The organism is Neptuniibacter marinus, from assembly GCF_001597725.1.
Taxonomy (GTDB): Bacteria; Pseudomonadota; Gammaproteobacteria; order Pseudomonadales; family Balneatricaceae; genus Neptuniibacter; species Neptuniibacter marinus.
On the sequence record NZ_LUTR01000009.1, the window covers coordinates 1 to 16,739 of the forward strand.

Genomic DNA, 16,739 nt, shown 5'->3' on the forward strand with positions numbered 1-16,739 from the left:
TAAATCGCTATGGATGGTGACCTTCCTACAGAGGACTTTCACCTCATTAGTTCATGCCCATGCTGGGCGTACACAAATCAATCAACTTCGCGCCTACGGCGCCGGACGCAGCAAAGCTGCGCCGGTTATTGAGGCGTTGGTATGACTCCCACTGTCAAGTTTAAACACAGTTGTACCTGCTTTTTCGTTCAAAGCCTTTTTGTCTAACTAAATAGAGTTAATGCATCGAATGAGGCCGGTAATTTCGTCGGTTTTCATGCTGGTATCCGTGGATTACTCATTCTTAAATGAGCAGCGCCTACCTTACTTATTCCGTCGTGGCACCGATCTTCAGTCTATGCTCGTGGATCAACTTGATTCCCCTCATGACTAACGTGGTTAAAAATTACACTATCCCGCCATTTACACGCAGCACTTGACCGTTTATCCATTCTCCGTCGCTACTGGCTAGGAAAGATACGGTTTTCGCAATATCATCAGGATCACCTAAGCGCTCCAATGGGGGCATCTTGGATAGTTTTTCAATTATATGAGAAGGTTTCCCTTCTAGGAAAAGGTCTGTCGCTGTTGGTCCAGGGGCGACGGCATTGACAGTTATTTTTCGACCGCGCAGCTCTTTCGATAATATGGCTGTAAGAGACTCTACAGCGGATTTTGTTGCGGCATAAACACCATAAGTTTCTAGTTTTAGGCCAACTACGCTGCTGGAAAGGTTAACAATTCGCCCACCTTCACGCAGTCGATTCGCGGCAAGCCGCAGTGTGTTGAATGTTCCTTTCAGATTGATCGCTATCTGCTTATCGAAGCTTGAGTCATCCATGTCAGCGATAGGTGATAACTGCATGATGCCAGCGTTGTTTATGAGTATGTCCACACCACCAAATAAGGCTGCAGCTTGATCAAAGAGTGCAGATGCTTCAGCAGTTACAGATACGTTAGCCCTGATAGCAACAGCTTGACCACCCTTACGCTCAATTTTAGAAACCACATGATTCGCTTCTATCTCATTGTTTATATAATTAACAACCACTCGGAATCCAGTAGTTGCAAGTGATGTTGCAATAGCAGCGCCAATACCTCGAGACGAACCAGTGACAACGGCGACTTTACTGGCTGATTGAATACTCATATATACACCTCATACTTGTTTTATTTGCGACAATGAAAACTATTGCATGTATCAGAAATATTCAGAAGATGCATAAATAAAATAATTGATATACGATATTCGAATGAGTGTATTCGATGATGTTTCACTATTACGTACTTTTGTTCTTGTGGTTGAGTGCGGTAGTTTGTCGGCTGCTGCACGTAGGCTGAAGACGACTCAACCTACGGTTAGTCGGCACCTCAGAGCACTGGAAAGTAAAGCGGGTACAACACTGCTCCAACGAGATACACGTCGAATGAGCCTGACTCAGGCAGGTCATCAAGTACTTGCTGATGCCAAATCTATAATTGGACTTGTCGAAGAATCAGACACTAGATTGCATGCAGAGCAGGCACAATTAAAAGGTCACATAAGCTTTTTTGCGACCATAGATTTTGGGCAGTCTGTTGTAAGTCGAATGATTACTAGTTTTATTGCAGAAAACCCTTGTATTACCATTGATCTGTCTTATTCAAATCGGCCGATTCGTATGATTGAGGAAGGTTATGATATCGGAATCATCGCGGGAAATATTACTGACGACAGTATCATCGCAAAACAGATAGGGAGTATCCAGCGGCTTATTGTTTGTTCTCCTAAGCTTTTGCAGGGTCGGGAGGTTAAATCACCTGCAGATATAGAATCATGGCCTTGGGTCACGTTAAAAGGGAGCCAATTCAGTAATACCAATAATATGGTGTTGTACGATAGAAAAGGCGAAAAACAGTCAATTTCGGTATCATCCGTACTTGCAACGGAAGGCGTTACGAGTATTCGGGAAGCTGTTCGAATGGGGTTGGGCATTGCGTTATTGCCAACTTGGTTGATCCAGGAAGATCTTATTTCTAAACGACTTATTTCTGTACTTCCCAGTTGGAGGCCTCAAGCTATTCCCGCCCATGTGGTCTATCCATCAACACGAAATTTACCCAGTCGTTTGCGTCATTTAATTAACTACTCTTCCGAATACATGGTGCCGATTTTGAGCTCAGACAGTTAAATAATTATATATTTTTGATCCAGTCATAATGTTGAGACTTATAGTAAGTCAAAGCATTCGGACGCAGTAAGGTTACGTTGGTGTTTAGGGGGAAGGTGACAGAGTGCCCCACGATTTGTAGATACTTTCGAGAGTTGTATGAATATTAATAAATTTTCTGAAATAACAGAGATGTCGCCTTATACGATTAGATATTACGAAAAAATTGGTTTGTTACGGGGTGTTTCTCGGAACGCTAGTGGCCATCGTTGGTTTACAGAAAAAGATATTATTTGGGTAAATTTCATTAAACGTCTTAAAGACACAGGCATGCCCCTTGAAGAGATTAAAAAATATGCCTCTTTAAGAGAGTTGGGTGCTCAAACAGTAAAAGAGCGGCAAGAGCTTCTAGAAAAACATCAAGAAAATCTAATAAAGCATATCAGGCAGCAAAATGAGCACCTGAAAGCATTGAACACGAAAATTGATTTATACAAAAGTGGTGAAGTAGGTTGACTTAGAGTTAACTCTAACTAGTAGAGTGTGCTCGTATTCATAAAAAGGAGCACACAAAATGGAAAATTCACGTTTTGACAAAGGGTTAGAGCTATTATCAGAAATTGATGGTGAAGCTGGGCAAAAAGTTATCGATAGTCTACAAGATATTTGTCCTGATTTGGGCAAATACACAATTGAATATCCGTTTGGAGATATTTATTCCCGTCCAGGGTTAGATTTGAGATCAAGAGAATTAGCTACTGTTTCAGCATTAACTGCAATGGGTAATTGCATGCAGCAACTAAAAGTTCATTTACATGCAGCTCTTAATGTCGGCTGTTCAGAGATAGAGCTGAAAGAAGTGATTATACAAATGTCAGTCTATGCAGGTTTCCCCGCAGCACTAAATGGTATGTTTGCATTCAAAGAAGTGCTCTCTGAACGACGGGGATAACACGGTGGGGTCAGGTCTTGCTTGTTGCAACAGTTGAGAGTTCTTTGAATATAAGATCTGACTCTATGGTTTTATATGTCTGTGAAGCAAGGCTATTTATTTTTAAAGAGGTGTTAGGTGAAAAAAATCATGCTAACTACAGTGCTATCGGTAGTCTTTCTATCTATTGGTTTTATCGGTGGTTGGTGGGCAAATTCGCCCAGCTTTGATTTATTATGTTCAAAGCCATATGTGCATACTCTGGGTAAAGCTATTGAGGCTCAAGGTATGAGTATAGATGCAGGCACAGAAATTGATTTAAGGTCTTGCGAATATGCTAATCGTTTTACTGTTAGTTTGACGTACGATAAAGGTACGCATAGAGAGCTATTTATTCCCAAAAATAGTGCGCCAACTATTGGCAATCATGGCGCAAGACAATATAGCATTTCAGATATTAAATAATTCACAATGCGTTAGCGCTTGCTTTGTTTATTTAGTAATAACAGCAGGAAAGTCTAGGGCTTAGGACATGTATAGCTACTGGGTTAGCTGCTCCAAATTTTTTGTACGTTATATATTTAATAAGGAACAATATGAGTAACGATATTACTAATAAAGTACGTTTTGTTATGGCGAAGCTATTTACATTCATTTTCTTGGGAATGGCTTTAGCAATGATTTTCTCGCTAGCGCAATCGGTGATTTCTAGCATTCTTATCGGTGAGGAGATAACTCAAATTTTCTTGAGCGGAATTAATACAGGGATTATTGCTTTAGCTGTTTTTGAGTTGGCGTTAGTAATAAATCGAGAATATTCAGAAGCGGAAGAAGATGGTGATGCAGTTGAAAGTTTAAGAAGAACGATTCCTAGGTTTATTGGTACCGTATGTATCGCATTATCTTTAGAGGGGTTGATTATGGTCATTAAATACAGTCAGTTAGATCTCGCTGGTAACTTGTATTACCCCGTAGCCATCATATCAAGTACGGCTCTGTTATTGGCATCACTCGGTGCTTTTCTATTTTTAACGCGTAAGCATGGATAACAGCGGCATTCTTTATTCCTTTTTCGGTTAAGCTAGGATAAACAGGTTTTAAAAATAGCTGCGTTCTCCAACGAATAAGCGGTTTTTTGTTGTCTGGTGGTAGAGTAAGTAAAGGTTAGACCGCTTGCCTTGAACGTCGTTTCTGGGCAGGCATTTTAGTGTAGGCGTTTTCCAATTGAGTGATATCATCACCCTGTTCCTATTATTTAACCCCAGTCTTGCTCGCATTTAAGAGTGCCTAGCCCACCTAAACGCGGTATATTTTTCTTACTTTTGAATAATTAGGATGCCCGTCATGTTTTTTGGTAAAAAAGAGAAAAAGCTTTTTACGTTAACGCGGACCGATCCTGATAATCCTTTGGCTTCATACTCGAAACATCCCTTTGAGTTAGAGGGCTGTGAATGGCCGTCGGTGGAGCATTACTATCAGGCGATGAAGTTTGGGGATGCGGAGTACCGTGAACAGATCCGCCTAGCGCCGACCCCAAAGGATGCGGCGAGCTTAGGTAAAAGTAAAAAACATCAAAAGCGCAAAGACTGGGATAAGGTTAAAGTGATCTTTATGACCCGCGGTACTTACATAAAGTGCCGTACCTATCCAGACATTGCTCAAACCTTGTTGGATACCGGTGAGATTGATATAGCGGATGTGAGCCAATATGACTATTTCTGGGGCAGTGGCCGTGATATGCGGGCGACGAATGCCTTTGGTCAGATGTTGATGGATATTAGAGAAAAGCTTCGAGCAGAGCTTAACTAGCTTTTCACCCTATTATTACGAGTGACAACCTAGATGAATCAACAACCTTATTACGTGGGTGCCCACGTGAGCGCGTCGGGCGGTGTACAGAATGCGCCGTTAAATGCTCAAAAACTAGGTGCTAATGCATTTGCTCTGTTTACTAAAAACCAACGTCGTTGGATGGCTAAGGAGCTTGAGCCGAAGACGATTGAAGCGTTTAAACAGCAGTGTAAAGCAGCGGGTTTTAAACCTGAACAGATCCTTCCACATGACTCCTATTTAATCAATTTAGGTCATCCAGAGGCGGAAGCTTTACAAAAGTCCCGTGAGGCTTTTCTGGATGAATTGAAACGTTGTGAACAACTGGGATTGGTTTATCTTAACTTCCATCCCGGTAGCCATCTTCGCACGATCTCTGAAGCTGAGTGTATAGCTAAAATCGCCGATTCAATTAATTGGGCATTGGCACAAAGCCACGGTGTTACGGCGGTTATCGAAAATACCGCAGGGCAGGGCAGTAACTTAGGCTATAGCTTCGAACAATTAGCTGCGATCATTGATCAGGTAGAGGATAAGTCTCGCGTGGGAGTCTGTATTGATACCTGCCATATGTTTGCTGCGGGCTACGATATTCGCTCCTTAGATAGCTGTGCTGATGTTTTTGAGCAGTTTGAAAAGATCGTTGGTTTTCAGTATTTAAAAGGGATGCATCTTAATGATTCGAAGGGGAAATTAGGCTCTCGTCTTGATCGCCATCATAGTCTTGGCCAAGGTGAAATTGGTTTAGATGTGTTTCGTTTTATTATGCAAGATGACCGTTTTCGCGGTATCCCATTAGTGTTAGAAACAATTGATGAAACGATCTGGCAAGATGAAATTCAACTTTTAAGGCAGTTTTCGATAGATACTTAGTGTAAAAGGAATTAAACATTTTCACTCAAATGTAATAAAGAGGGGGTAGCCTAGGCGCTTCATTTTTACTATGTGATTGACCTATGTTATGTGCAACTGATGAAGTCGGCGCAGATATGCGCCAGAAGTTGTTGTTAGAGATTTTGGAGACCGAGTCTTTATATCCACATTTTCAGCCTATAGTCGATTTAAAAAAGGGTGAAGTGATTGGGCATGAGGCTTTAATACGAGGCCCTTCCGGCAGTGCAATGGCTTCTCCTGGTGCTCTTTTCCAAACAGCGATTGAAAATAATTTATTACATACCTTAGAACTCTTGTCCCGTCGTTGCTCTTTAGAGCGTTTTGCCGAGCTAAAACCGGGCGGGAAGTTATTTCTGAATATAAGCGCTTCATTGTTGGGTACGCCAGAACATACGGAAGGTTTTACGTCGGAACTTTTGCAAAAGTTGGGTATATCTATCTCTGATATAGTGATCGAGCTGTCAGAACAACATCCGTTTGATAAACAAGGGCTGACACATAATGCGGTTGAGTACTACCGCAATATGGGGTTTCAAGTGGCTGTGGATGATTTAGGGACCGGCTACTCTGGCTTAAAACTCTGGTCCGAATTAAATCCTGAATATGTGAAGATTGATCGTCATTTTGTGTCCCATATTGATACTGATCCAGTGAAGCGGGAGTTTGTGCGGGCTATTTATAATATAAGTACTGCAACTGGCTGTAAGGTTATTGCCGAAGGGATAGAACGCAAGGAAGAGGTCGCAACCCTTATGGAATTAGGGATTAATATAGGCCAAGGTTTTTATCTGGGTTACCCCAGTCCAGAGCCTCAACCTACATGGAGTGCTGAAGGTATTAGCGATCCGATTTGTTGCGATGCTATGGTTAATATGGCTCAAGACGAAACAGCGATCTCTCTTTTACGTCAAACTCCAGCGGTGGCACCCGAAGATACAGTGCTATTTGTGAGTGAGCAATTTAGATTGCATCCAGAAGTCGGCGCGCTGCCTGTTATAAGGGATGGAACCCCTTTAGGTGTAGTGAAAAAATCCGACCTATTGGAGCTGTTTTCCACCCAGTATGGCCGTGCGTTATATGAGAAAAAGCCGGCCTCACGTATTTTGAGTGAAGATGTTCTGCTTGTTGATAGCCAATTAAGTTTAGTGGAAGTCTCGCGCTTAGTGACAGATCAGGAAAGTAGCGCTTTACAGCAAGATATTATTATTACTGAAAGTGATTGTTACTTAGGTATGGGCAATCTTCGTGATTTATTAAAACGTTTAACCGCTTTGAAGATCCAAAATGCTCAGTATGCGAACCCTTTAACTTTGCTACCTGGGAATGTGCCGATTAATAATGAGGTGGATTCTCTGTTAAAAAGCACCGCAGATTTTCATGTTGCTTATTTTGATCTCAATAACTTTAAACCCTTTAATGATTGCTATGGTTATTCAAAAGGTGATCAAGTGATCCGTTTTCTGGGTGATCTGCTTACCCGTTTTATTAATAGCGATAAGAATTTTATTGGTCATGTAGGTGGCGATGATTTTGTTGTGATTTTCCGCTCACCGGGTTGGCAATTAAGCTGTGAACGTATTATTCGGGAGTTTGATCAAGAGGTAAGAGGGTTTTATCTACCTAAAGATCTTCAGACGGAAGGGATCTGGTCCACTGATCGAAAAGGTGTGCGTTCTTTCTTTCCATTGTTGGGTTTAGCTATCGGAGTGGTGCATCCAGACCCTTACAAATGTGATAGTTATCATGAAGTTGCTGAGTTGGCGGCTATGGCTAAAAAAGAGGCGAAACGGGGAGTGGATAGTACTTTATTTGTTTCCCAACGCCGCTCTACCGGTGGCGATCTTAAAAAGTTACCAGTTGCAGCATGTAGTATCTAGATGCCTGCAATCTCGCGCATAGCGTGGTCGGTTGTAAAATAGATGTTTCCAGATGATAACAGTACCGACAGATACGCTTTCTAAAAATCCAATTAAGGCGATCAGTAGGGCGGGTGTAATCAACTGTTTCCATAACTCTATATCAATATGAATCGCTTGGAAGTGGGAGGCTGTGGAATCGTCCCTACGGTTTGCACCGCTGATGCTTGATCAAGGTGAAAATATCAAACGACAATTGAGCCCATCAGTAACGCAAACATGGGGCCTGCTTTACTGATTGGTTGGGCTAAGTCTTGGGGAATATTAAGTTTGATAAGTTGATCTCGGCATTGAGGTATTCAACTCCTCCTTGGGGAGCGATTTGGCTAACTGAGGTATTTACCATAAGTGAGGCTATAGCGACTGGCCCTACAGCAAGGGAGCGACTATTGCCTAAGAGCGAGTATATAAGCAGCGGTAGAATGCTGGCATTAAGGCCGTATCCAAGCGGAAGCCCAGCCAGAATAGCGTAAGCCATGGATTGGGGGATCAGCAGTATAGAAACGATAATACTGGCTATTAAATCGCTGATAAAGGTTTGGCGTTGATAGTTCTTTAACCAGCCCAAAATAGGGAATAGCTCGGCCCAGAATTGCATCTTATAATCTAAGTGACAACGGTTATAGCAATTATATCAATATAGGTATAAGTATATATCAAGTGGTTATATGGATTGATCTAGCTATGAGGCTAGTGATTGCTATAGTTGATTTTTCTATTAGTCATGACAGGGATTAAGATATGTCTAAACATTCCGTACCGGATGGTTGGCAATCCACCTATAACCAACAAGATTTCCGCATTGATAAGCAAGAATCACTTTACGATGGTTTTTTTAAAATGCTGAAGCTTCATCTAACCCATAAAACATTTGCTGGTGATTCGATTAGTATCCAACGGGAGTTGTTTTATCGTGACGATGCTGTTTGTGTTTTACTTTATGATGCGAATGAACAGGTGGTCGTATTAGTTGAGCAGTTTCGAGTAGGGGTCTTTGATAATCCAGAAGGGCCTTGGCTTTTAGAGCTGGTGGCAGGGATTGTTGAACAGGGTGAAAGCGCCGAAGATGTAGCGCGGCGTGAGTCTGAGGAGGAGGCCGGAGCTCAGTTGGGAGAGGTTGTGAGTATTAGCCGTTTTGTCCCAAGCTCTGGGGGTACGCGTGAGTATATTGATCTGCTTTGTGCTAGTGTGGATTCGAGGGATGTAGAAGGAATCCATGGTCTTCCTCATGAAGGTGAAGATATCAAGGTACATAAGATCCCGGTTGATAAAGCGTTTGAATTAGTGAAGAGTGGTAAGATTAATAACGCACCGGCAATGATCGCGTTACAGTGGTTACAGTTAAATAAAGCTGATGTCGATAAACGCTGGTCTAGCTAAACAAGTGATCTTATAGTCCAGTTGCCGTTGTGAACATTCTAATAAGACAGTTGAGATGTATGAAACGTAAATATATTCCAGATCTAACAAGGCAGATGTCACAATGTGAAGCTAACTATGCGCGCATTATGAAACTTCTGCCTGATCTGGATAGTTGTGATGAGCGGGAGTTCCAGGTCAGCTGGCCGGAGCATTGCGCTTACCTGCGTCTCAGAGTGGATGAGCGTTTTAAATATACGTCTACAGTTCTGGTTAGCCACCGTTATGAAACCAGTTCTCCATGGTTAGAGTCCCCAGGGTTGGTGGTGCGCCTTTATCATGATGCCTCAATGGCAGAAGTAATCTGTATGCAGCGTCGTAAACAGTTAGAGGGCGTTTATCCCTATCCTAATCGTAATATGCACCTGCCCGATGAAAAACTTCAGCTCAATGAATATCTAGGCGAGTGGTTAAACGAGTGCCTAAGCTATGGTCACTCTATGGAGACAGTGTACAGTGGCTAGTGATCGTTCCATTAGGTTACTGCAAGTAACTGATATGCATCTACAACAGGAGCCCTCTTGTTTAATGCGGGGCGCTAATGTAGAAGCTAGGTTTCAACAGGTTATCCATCAAATAGAGCAAGAAAGTGCAGATTTCCTCCTATTAACAGGGGATCTAACTCATCATGCTCCAGCCGCTTATGATCGTTTATCGTCATGTTTACAGGGTTTGCCTTTCCCTGCCCATTGGATTCCCGGTAATCACGATTTATTAGATGAAATGGTCCGTTTTTCTGATCTTGGTTACAACCAGAAAGTGATTGTGCGTGGTGATTGGCGCATTATTCTACTCGATAGTACATCGCAGCCTGATGGCCGAGGCGGGGGTGCACTCAGTCCAGAGGAACTCGATTTCTTAAATACCCAGCTTGCAATACTGACCGAGCAACAGCATGTTTTACTGGTGTTACATCACCATCCTGTAACGGTGCAAAGTGAGTGGATGGATAGAATTGGTTTGGCAAATCACAAGGCGTTCTGGGCTTTGCTTGATACTTATTCACAAGTCAAAGGGGTTGTTTTTGGCCATGTACATCAAGAGTTTCAGCAACATCGGGGCAATGTGAAGTTATTGGCTTGCCCTGCTACTGCGCCACAATTCAAACCATTCTCTGCATCTGCAATTACAGAAGATGACCCCCGTTTTATGGGGCCTGCTTACCGTCGTATCCAGCTTTATGATGATGGTAAGATTCAATCAGAAGTGGTTCGGTTAATATCCTAATTTAGATGGGTATTGCACCAACCTTCCCCCTCCGGTAAGTTCTTGTTCAGAGGACGAAAATGAATAAACCAATCTTTATTTACGTACATGGTTTTAATAGCTCGCCAAAGTCGATGAAAGCGCAGTTGTTTTTGCAGTATATGCAAAATAAGGGCTGTGCTGATCAGGTGCTTGTGCCAACCTTATCGCACTGGCCTGCTGAGGCTATGGAGACGTTGAAATCCCTAGTAGAGCAGCATCAGCAGCGTCTGGTTATATTATTGGGCAGTTCATTGGGCGGATACTACAGCACATGGTTAACTGAGCATTATGCTCATGTTCGTACTGTGCTAATTAACCCCTCCATTAGACCGTTTGAGCTGCTACCCCAGTATTTAGGGGCGAATGAAAACCTTTATAGTGGCGAAAAGTATGAGCTGACAGAGCAGCATTTAGAGCAATTGTTAGCGATTAACTGTGAACAGGTTAAGAAACCTGATTCATATCTATTGCTTGTTCAGACCGGGGATGAAACATTAGATTATCGCGAAGCTGTGGATAAGTTCTCTGAAACACCGCAGTTTGTACAAGCGGGTGGTTGCCACGGTTTTGAACAGTTTGAAAGCATGATCCCTAGTATTTTAGCTTTTGCTAAAGGAAGGATCGAGTTGCCAGACCTTAAGTTAGTATGAATTTAATCATCGTGAGTAAAGCTTAGTTTTGGTTATATGAGCTTTAGAGTGATACATAGCAAGCATAGCAACAGGAAATACGATTGATGTCCAAGCAATATGATGCTGGTTCCATTGAGGTTTTAAGTGGGTTAGATCCGGTAAGACGTCGTCCAGGGATGTATACCGAGACAGATCGTCCTAACCATCTAGCGCAAGAAGTCATCGATAACTCGGTGGATGAGGCGTTGGCTGGCCATGCCAAGCAGATCGATGTCGTTCTCAATAAGGACAACTCGTTAAGTGTGACTGATGATGGTCGTGGTATGCCTGTCGATATTCACCCGGAAGAGGGGGTGAGTGGTGTGGAGCTGATTCTTTGTAAACTCCATGCGGGGGGTAAATTCAACAACGATAACTACAACTATTCCGGTGGTCTTCATGGGGTAGGTGTTTCAGTTGTTAATGCCCTGTCAAAATTGCTAGAAGTGCAGGTGCGTCGTGATGGGCAGGTCTATCGCATTGGTTTTGCTGACGGTGAAAAAGTATCAGATCTTGAGATCATTGATACCTGTGGTAAACGTAATACCGGTACAACCGTTCGTTTTCTAGCGGATCCTCAGTATTTTGATTCACCTAAATATAGCATTACCCGTTTAAAGCATAATTTACGCGCTAAAGCGGTACTTTGTCCCGGCTTAAAAGTAACCTTTACTGATTTGACTGGCGCTAAGCGCGAGAAAGAGGAGTGGTATTACGAAGATGGTTTGATCGATTACCTAAAAGGTACCACGCAAGTTTTTGAATCTTTGCCTGTCGAACCGTTTTCTGGATCGCTACAAGGTGAAGAAGACGCTGTGGAATGGGCTGTGCAGTGGCTACCTGAAGGTGGCGAAATGACCTGCGAAAGCTATGTGAACCTCATACCTACGGCTCAAGGTGGTACTCATGTTAATGGGCTTCGTACCGGCTTGTTGGAGGCGATGCGCGAGTTCTGTGAGTTCCGTAGCTTACTGCCACGGGGCGTTAAGCTCACCGCTGATGATGTCTGGGATAAGTGCTGTTATGTGCTATCTGCGAAAATGCAGGATCCGCAGTTCGCAGGGCAAACAAAAGAGCGTCTTTCTACCCGTCAAATTGCTGCTTTTATCTCGGGCGCGATTAAAGATGCGTTCTCTTTGTGGCTTAATCGCCATGTAGAGGAGGGCGAGCAGCTAGCTGAAGTTATCATCGCCAATGCGCAAAAACGAATGCGCTCTAATAAAAAAGTTATCCGTAAAAAGGTTACCCAAGGACCCGCACTGCCCGGTAAATTAGCGGATTGTTCGGGTGCGGATACTATGCAGTCGGAGCTATTTCTCGTGGAGGGTGATTCTGCGGGCGGTTCTGCAAAGCAAGCCCGTGAACGTGAGTTTCAGGCTATTATGCCCTTGCGTGGTAAGATTCTTAACTCGTGGGAAGTTGATCCCAGCGAAGTCCTTGGTTCCCAAGAAATTCACGACATATCGGTTGCTATTGGTGTTGAGCCCGGCTCGGATAATTTAGAAGGGCTACGCTACGGTAAAGTCTGTATTTTAGCCGATGCCGACTCTGATGGTTTGCATATCGCGACACTTCTCTGTGCGCTTTTTGTTAGGCATTTTAAGCATCTTGTTAGTGAAGGGCATGTCTTTGTGGCCATGCCGCCGCTCTACCGTATTGATGTGGCGAAAGAGGTTTATTACGCGCTAGATGATGCGGAACGTGATGGCATTATGGAGCGTATTCGTGCCGAACGTAAAAACGCTAAAATCGGGGTGCAGCGTTTCAAAGGTCTAGGTGAGATGAACCCCTTACAATTGCGTGAGACCACTATGTCACCAGATACCCGCCGTTTAGTTCAATTGACGGTTGCCCCAGGTGATGGCACCAACGAGATGATGGATATGTTGCTGGCTAAGAAGCGTTCAAGTGATCGTAAAGAGTGGCTGCAGAGTAAAGGTAACTTGGCGGATATTTAAGCCTAAAAATTTAGGTTTAATAGTGACTGTCAGTGGGGTGATTTAAAACAGTGGTGTTTCAGTTTTAAGCCCTCACTCATTAATGAAACAGATATTGATAAGCGGTAACACGTAGATATGACGGTAAAAACAACGTTCGAAGATGGTCATGAGCGCTTAGCACTTAGAGATTTTACGGAGAAAGCGTATTTGGATTACTCCATGTACGTTATCCTTGATCGTGCTTTGCCTCATATTGGTGACGGCATGAAACCGGTACAGCGCCGAATAGTTTATGCAATGTCGGAGCTGGGTTTAAAAGCGACGGCGAAGTATAAAAAATCTGCCCGTACAGTGGGTGACGTGCTTGGTAAATTCCATCCCCATGGTGACTCTGCTTGTTATGAGGCGATGGTTTTGATGGCGCAGCCGTTTAGTTACCGCTATCCCTTAGTTGATGGTCAGGGGAACTGGGGCTCACAGGATGATCCTAAATCATTCGCGGCCATGCGTTATACCGAATCACGTTTGTCTCCTTATTCGGAAGTTCTCTTGGCTGAAGTGGCACAAGGAACAGTGGAGTGGGCGCCTAACTTCGATGGCACAATGCAGGAGCCAATGATTCTACCGGCCCGTCTACCTAATGTGCTGCTTAATGGTACAACAGGTATTGCTGTTGGTATGGCGACCGATATTCTTCCCCATAACTTAAATGAAGTGACCCGTGCGTGTATTCATCTGCTAGATAATCCTCGTGCAGACCTTGATGAGCTTTGTGAGTTTGTTCCCGGCCCTGATATGCCAACGGATGCTGAAATTATCACCTCGCGCCGCGATCTTCGACAGATCTATGAGACTGGCCGTGGTTCTGTACGTATGCGTGCAGTTTATATGAAGGAGCAGGGTGAAATTGTTATTACCGCACTGCCTCATCAGGTATCTGGTGCTAAAGTACTGGAGCAGATCGCGGCTCAGATGCAGCAGAAAAAACTGCCGATGGTGAGTGATCTACGGGATGAGTCAGATCATGAAAACCCGACTCGGTTAGTGATTATTCCTCGTTCTAATCGTGTTGATATAGAACAGCTGATGGCGCATTTATTTGCCTCCACTGATTTAGAACGCACCTATCGCGTTAATATGAATATGATCGGTGTTGATGGTAACCCTCAAGTTAAGAATTTGCGCCAGATTTTGGTCGAGTGGTTGGAATGGCGAACAACAATAGTACGTAAGCGCTTACAATATCGTTTGGAAAAAGTTCTTGATAGGTTGCATATTCTTGAAGGTTTAATGGTCGCTTACCTCAATATCGATGAGGTTATTGCCATTATTCGTCATGAAGATAACCCTAAGGCCGAGCTTGTGAAGCGCTTTGGCTTAACAGAGATTCAAGCCGATGCGATTCTTGACTTAAAACTGCGCCATTTAGCAAAACTAGAAGAGTTTAAAATTCAGTCTGAGCAAAATGAGCTGGATGAAGAGCGTAAGAAGTTAGAAGCGATACTGGGTTCTGACAGTAAAATGCGTAAGTTAATCAAGCAGGAACTAAAAGAAGCGGCTGAGGTTTATGGTGATGATCGTCGCTCGCCAATTGTTGAACGGGAAGAAGCGCAAGCGTTCAGTGAGAAAGATCTATTAACTTCAGATCCTGTTACTGTGGTGATATCTAAACAAGGCTGGGTGCGTGCTGCGAAAGGTCATGATATTGATGGTGCGGGTTTAAATTATAAGTCAGGTGACGCTTTTAAACTTGAATGTAAAGGTCGAACGAATCAGCCAACGATTCTTTTTGATACAACGGGGCGAAGTTTTACGATTGATACACATAACCTACCCTCTGCGCGAGGGCAAGGAGAGCCTATTACTGGCCGTATTACCTTGCCGAAGGGCTCTACGGTTGATGCGGCAATCGCGGGTAAAGACAGCGATAAGGTCTTAATGGCTTCGGATGCAGGTTATGGCTTTATTACTAAGATTAGTGACCTCACCAGTAAAACCAAAAATGGTAAAGCGGCATTGACGCTGCCTAAAAATGCTCAGATCTTAGCACCCGCACTTGTGAGTGATACTTCAAATCTATTGGCTGCAGTAACCAATGAGGGACGTCTCTTGGTCTTCCCTGTGGCAGAGTTACCGGAGTTGGTGAAAGGTAAAGGGAATAAGGTTATCAATATACCTTCTGCTCGTGCAGCAAGTAGAGAGGAGCTGGTGGTAGCTATTGCTATTTTATCGGCAGATGACACCTTATTGGTTCATGCAGGTCGACAGCATCTGAAATTGAAACCTTCAGATATAGAACATTATCGTGGTGAACGTGGTCGACGGGGCAATAAGCTCCCGCGTGGTTATCAACGGGTGGATAGCTTGGATGTGGAGCGTTCACAGACGGAAGCGGTAGAAGGTGAGGAATAGTAACAATTGATGAAGCTGCTTATTTGCTGTTGGTTGGTTCTTGTTGCGAATAGTGCAATGGCCATGAATTTTTATATGGTTATAGTTGACTCGCTAAATGTACGACAAGGTCCAGATTTTACATGGGATGTGATTACCAAAGCAGAAAGAAATCAGCTTGTGCTTGAAACCCAGCGCGACGGTGTGTGGTCAGAAATTTTTTATCTCGATCCTAATAAGCAAAAAGTAAAAGGTTGGGTGCATAACAACTATATTAAGCCTCAAACATTGACCCCTAATGAGGGTGGCAATTCTAAGTTTAATATTAAGGTTTCGGCAGAACAGCCGGTTTGTGATGGTCAGTCTATGATTACAGGGGAATCTCTCTGCTATTTGGATGTAAACTTTAGTGTACGCAGTAGAGCGGCGTCTGAGGGGAGTATTCTCGTTAGTTGTTGGGCTGATTTTGTGGCCTCTGGTCAGGAGCATATACAGCCCGTTCAAGCGAAGGTTAGCCAAAACTATGTTTTGCAAAATGGTAGGGTTGCGGACACTGTGCGTTTAAGAGCAGGGCTTAAGCAGCAATTGGGTTCGAAGGGATTGAATGTGGCTTATTATAATTGCACGGTTAATTAGCCTGTAGGCAAGGGAACCAGTACAGGCTGCTTTAACTGTAGCGCCGGTTAGTAGCACCGGCGCTCGTTGATTAATTAATCAGGTACATTACTGATAGCAGGAACAACTGCTGATGGTAGGTCTGAAAGTGCTGCCAGTGCTGCTTCTTGGATTTGAGCCGCTGGAACATCCTTTCCTGTTACTTTTGAAGGTAGGGCTCTTGTCGCCGTTGCTGATGCGACGACTGTAGGGTTATAGCCTAATGTGAATGCAGCACGAGCGGTTGAATTCACGCACATGTGAGACATAAATCCGACCAATATCAGATTTTTAACCCCAGTCTTTTCAAGTAATTCATTGAGCTCTGTTTGTGCAAATGAATTAGGGTAGTTTTTGGTGATTACTGCTTCACCCTCTATAGGCGCTACGACTTCAGTAATTTGACCAATATGTTCGTTTACATCGTAAGGTGTTCCAGGGCCTGCATCGTGTCTAATGTGGAAGATAGGTCGGCCCGCTTTACGGAAACGCTCTAGAAGCTTTCTACATTCTACTAAGGCTTCTTCTACACCTTCCAGTTTCATTATCCCTTCGCAATAGGTGTTTTGCGCATCAATAATAATCAAAGCGGATTCTTGTACTGAGCTTGCTTCATGTCCTAGACCAGCAAGGTCGCGAATGGTGCTTAAGCTTGTCATATAAAATACCTTATGAATTGTTATGGCTGATTTAGTTTTATGTATGGAATAATCATT

General features: G+C 43.4%; 19 protein-coding genes. 16 read left to right on the forward strand and 3 right to left on the reverse strand.

Annotated elements, in window-relative coordinates:
- The first annotated feature begins 229 nt into the window (after positions 1-229).
- Entirely contained in the window at positions 230-373 is a 144-nt protein-coding gene (locus tag A3774_RS16610) for a hypothetical protein (protein ID WP_156473683.1), read from the forward strand.
- Positions 374-385: 12 nt separating this feature from the next.
- Here the strand turns inward: A3774_RS16610 and A3774_RS08110 are convergent, their stop codons facing one another.
- Entirely contained in the window at positions 386-1,129 is a 744-nt protein-coding gene (locus A3774_RS08110) for an SDR family oxidoreductase (RefSeq protein WP_067865982.1), read from the reverse strand.
- A gap of 103 nt (positions 1,130-1,232) precedes the next feature.
- On the opposite strand from A3774_RS08110, the gene A3774_RS08115 reads away from it, so the two are divergent.
- From A3774_RS08115 to A3774_RS08150, 8 genes are all read left to right on the forward strand, one after another.
- Positions 1,233-2,150, forward strand: a complete 918-nt coding sequence (locus A3774_RS08115) for a LysR family transcriptional regulator (RefSeq protein ID WP_067865986.1) — start codon at positions 1,233-1,235, stop codon at positions 2,148-2,150.
- Positions 2,151-2,288: 138 nt separating this feature from the next.
- On the forward strand, positions 2,289-2,645 hold the full coding sequence (locus A3774_RS08120; RefSeq protein WP_067865990.1) for a MerR family transcriptional regulator: 357 nt from the start codon (positions 2,289-2,291) through the stop codon (positions 2,643-2,645).
- A 58-nt stretch (positions 2,646-2,703) separates the two neighbouring features.
- Positions 2,704-3,081, forward strand: a complete 378-nt coding sequence (locus A3774_RS08125) for a carboxymuconolactone decarboxylase family protein (RefSeq protein WP_067865993.1) — start codon at positions 2,704-2,706, stop codon at positions 3,079-3,081.
- Between the two features lie 117 nt (positions 3,082-3,198).
- Positions 3,199-3,525, forward strand: coding sequence for a hypothetical protein (locus A3774_RS08130; protein WP_156473684.1), 327 nt, complete (start codon positions 3,199-3,201; stop codon positions 3,523-3,525).
- A gap of 131 nt (positions 3,526-3,656) precedes the next feature.
- Positions 3,657-4,109, forward strand: coding sequence for a hypothetical protein (locus tag A3774_RS08135; RefSeq protein WP_067865999.1), 453 nt, complete (start codon positions 3,657-3,659; stop codon positions 4,107-4,109).
- A 295-nt stretch (positions 4,110-4,404) separates the two neighbouring features.
- Complete coding sequence (locus A3774_RS08140) at positions 4,405-4,869, forward strand: NADAR family protein (RefSeq protein ID WP_067866002.1); 465 nt, start codon at positions 4,405-4,407, stop codon at positions 4,867-4,869.
- Between the two features lie 33 nt (positions 4,870-4,902).
- Positions 4,903-5,763 carry a deoxyribonuclease IV gene (nfo, locus tag A3774_RS08145; protein WP_067866005.1) on the forward strand — a complete coding sequence of 287 codons (861 nt, stop codon included), beginning with the start codon at positions 4,903-4,905 and terminating at the stop codon, positions 5,761-5,763.
- Positions 5,764-5,846: 83 nt separating this feature from the next.
- Complete coding sequence (locus A3774_RS08150) at positions 5,847-7,661, forward strand: GGDEF domain-containing protein (protein WP_067866008.1); 1,815 nt, start codon at positions 5,847-5,849, stop codon at positions 7,659-7,661.
- 286 nt (positions 7,662-7,947) lie between these two features.
- Here the strand turns inward: A3774_RS08150 and A3774_RS08155 are convergent, their stop codons facing one another.
- Positions 7,948-8,298, reverse strand: a complete 351-nt coding sequence (locus A3774_RS08155; RefSeq protein WP_067866012.1) for a SulP family inorganic anion transporter — start codon at positions 8,296-8,298, stop codon at positions 7,948-7,950.
- A 143-nt stretch (positions 8,299-8,441) separates the two neighbouring features.
- Between A3774_RS08155 and A3774_RS08160 the strand changes: the two genes are divergently transcribed.
- The 7 genes from A3774_RS08160 to A3774_RS08190 all read left to right on the forward strand — a co-directional run bounded on the left by A3774_RS08160 (position 8,442) and on the right by A3774_RS08190 (position 16,005).
- Positions 8,442-9,080: an NUDIX domain-containing protein gene (locus tag A3774_RS08160; RefSeq protein WP_067866015.1), complete on the forward strand. Its 639-nt coding sequence runs from the start codon at positions 8,442-8,444 to the stop codon at positions 9,078-9,080.
- 59 nt (positions 9,081-9,139) lie between these two features.
- Positions 9,140-9,583 carry a DUF1249 domain-containing protein gene (locus tag A3774_RS08165; protein WP_067866017.1) on the forward strand — a complete coding sequence of 148 codons (444 nt, stop codon included), beginning with the start codon at positions 9,140-9,142 and terminating at the stop codon, positions 9,581-9,583.
- Positions 9,576-10,346 (forward strand): metallophosphoesterase, encoded by a 771-nt coding sequence (locus A3774_RS08170; protein WP_067866020.1) that lies wholly within the window; start codon positions 9,576-9,578, stop codon positions 10,344-10,346. The genes A3774_RS08165 and A3774_RS08170 overlap by 8 nt, the downstream gene beginning before the upstream one ends.
- Positions 10,347-10,405: 59 nt before the next feature.
- Positions 10,406-11,017: a YqiA/YcfP family alpha/beta fold hydrolase gene (locus A3774_RS08175; protein WP_067866023.1), complete on the forward strand. Its 612-nt coding sequence runs from the start codon at positions 10,406-10,408 to the stop codon at positions 11,015-11,017.
- A gap of 86 nt (positions 11,018-11,103) precedes the next feature.
- On the forward strand, positions 11,104-12,996 hold the full coding sequence (parE, locus tag A3774_RS08180) for a DNA topoisomerase IV subunit B (protein WP_067866026.1): 1,893 nt from the start codon (positions 11,104-11,106) through the stop codon (positions 12,994-12,996).
- 117 nt (positions 12,997-13,113) lie between these two features.
- Positions 13,114-15,390 (forward strand): DNA topoisomerase IV subunit A, encoded by a 2,277-nt coding sequence (parC, locus tag A3774_RS08185; RefSeq protein WP_067866029.1) that lies wholly within the window; start codon positions 13,114-13,116, stop codon positions 15,388-15,390.
- Positions 15,391-15,399: 9 nt separating this feature from the next.
- On the forward strand, positions 15,400-16,005 hold the full coding sequence (locus A3774_RS08190) for an SH3 domain-containing protein (protein WP_067866032.1): 606 nt from the start codon (positions 15,400-15,402) through the stop codon (positions 16,003-16,005).
- 74 nt (positions 16,006-16,079) lie between these two features.
- On the opposite strand, the gene A3774_RS08195 is transcribed toward A3774_RS08190, so the two are convergent.
- Positions 16,080-16,682 (reverse strand): cysteine hydrolase family protein, encoded by a 603-nt coding sequence (locus A3774_RS08195; RefSeq protein ID WP_067866034.1) that lies wholly within the window; start codon positions 16,680-16,682, stop codon positions 16,080-16,082.
- Positions 16,683-16,739 lie beyond the last annotated feature (57 nt).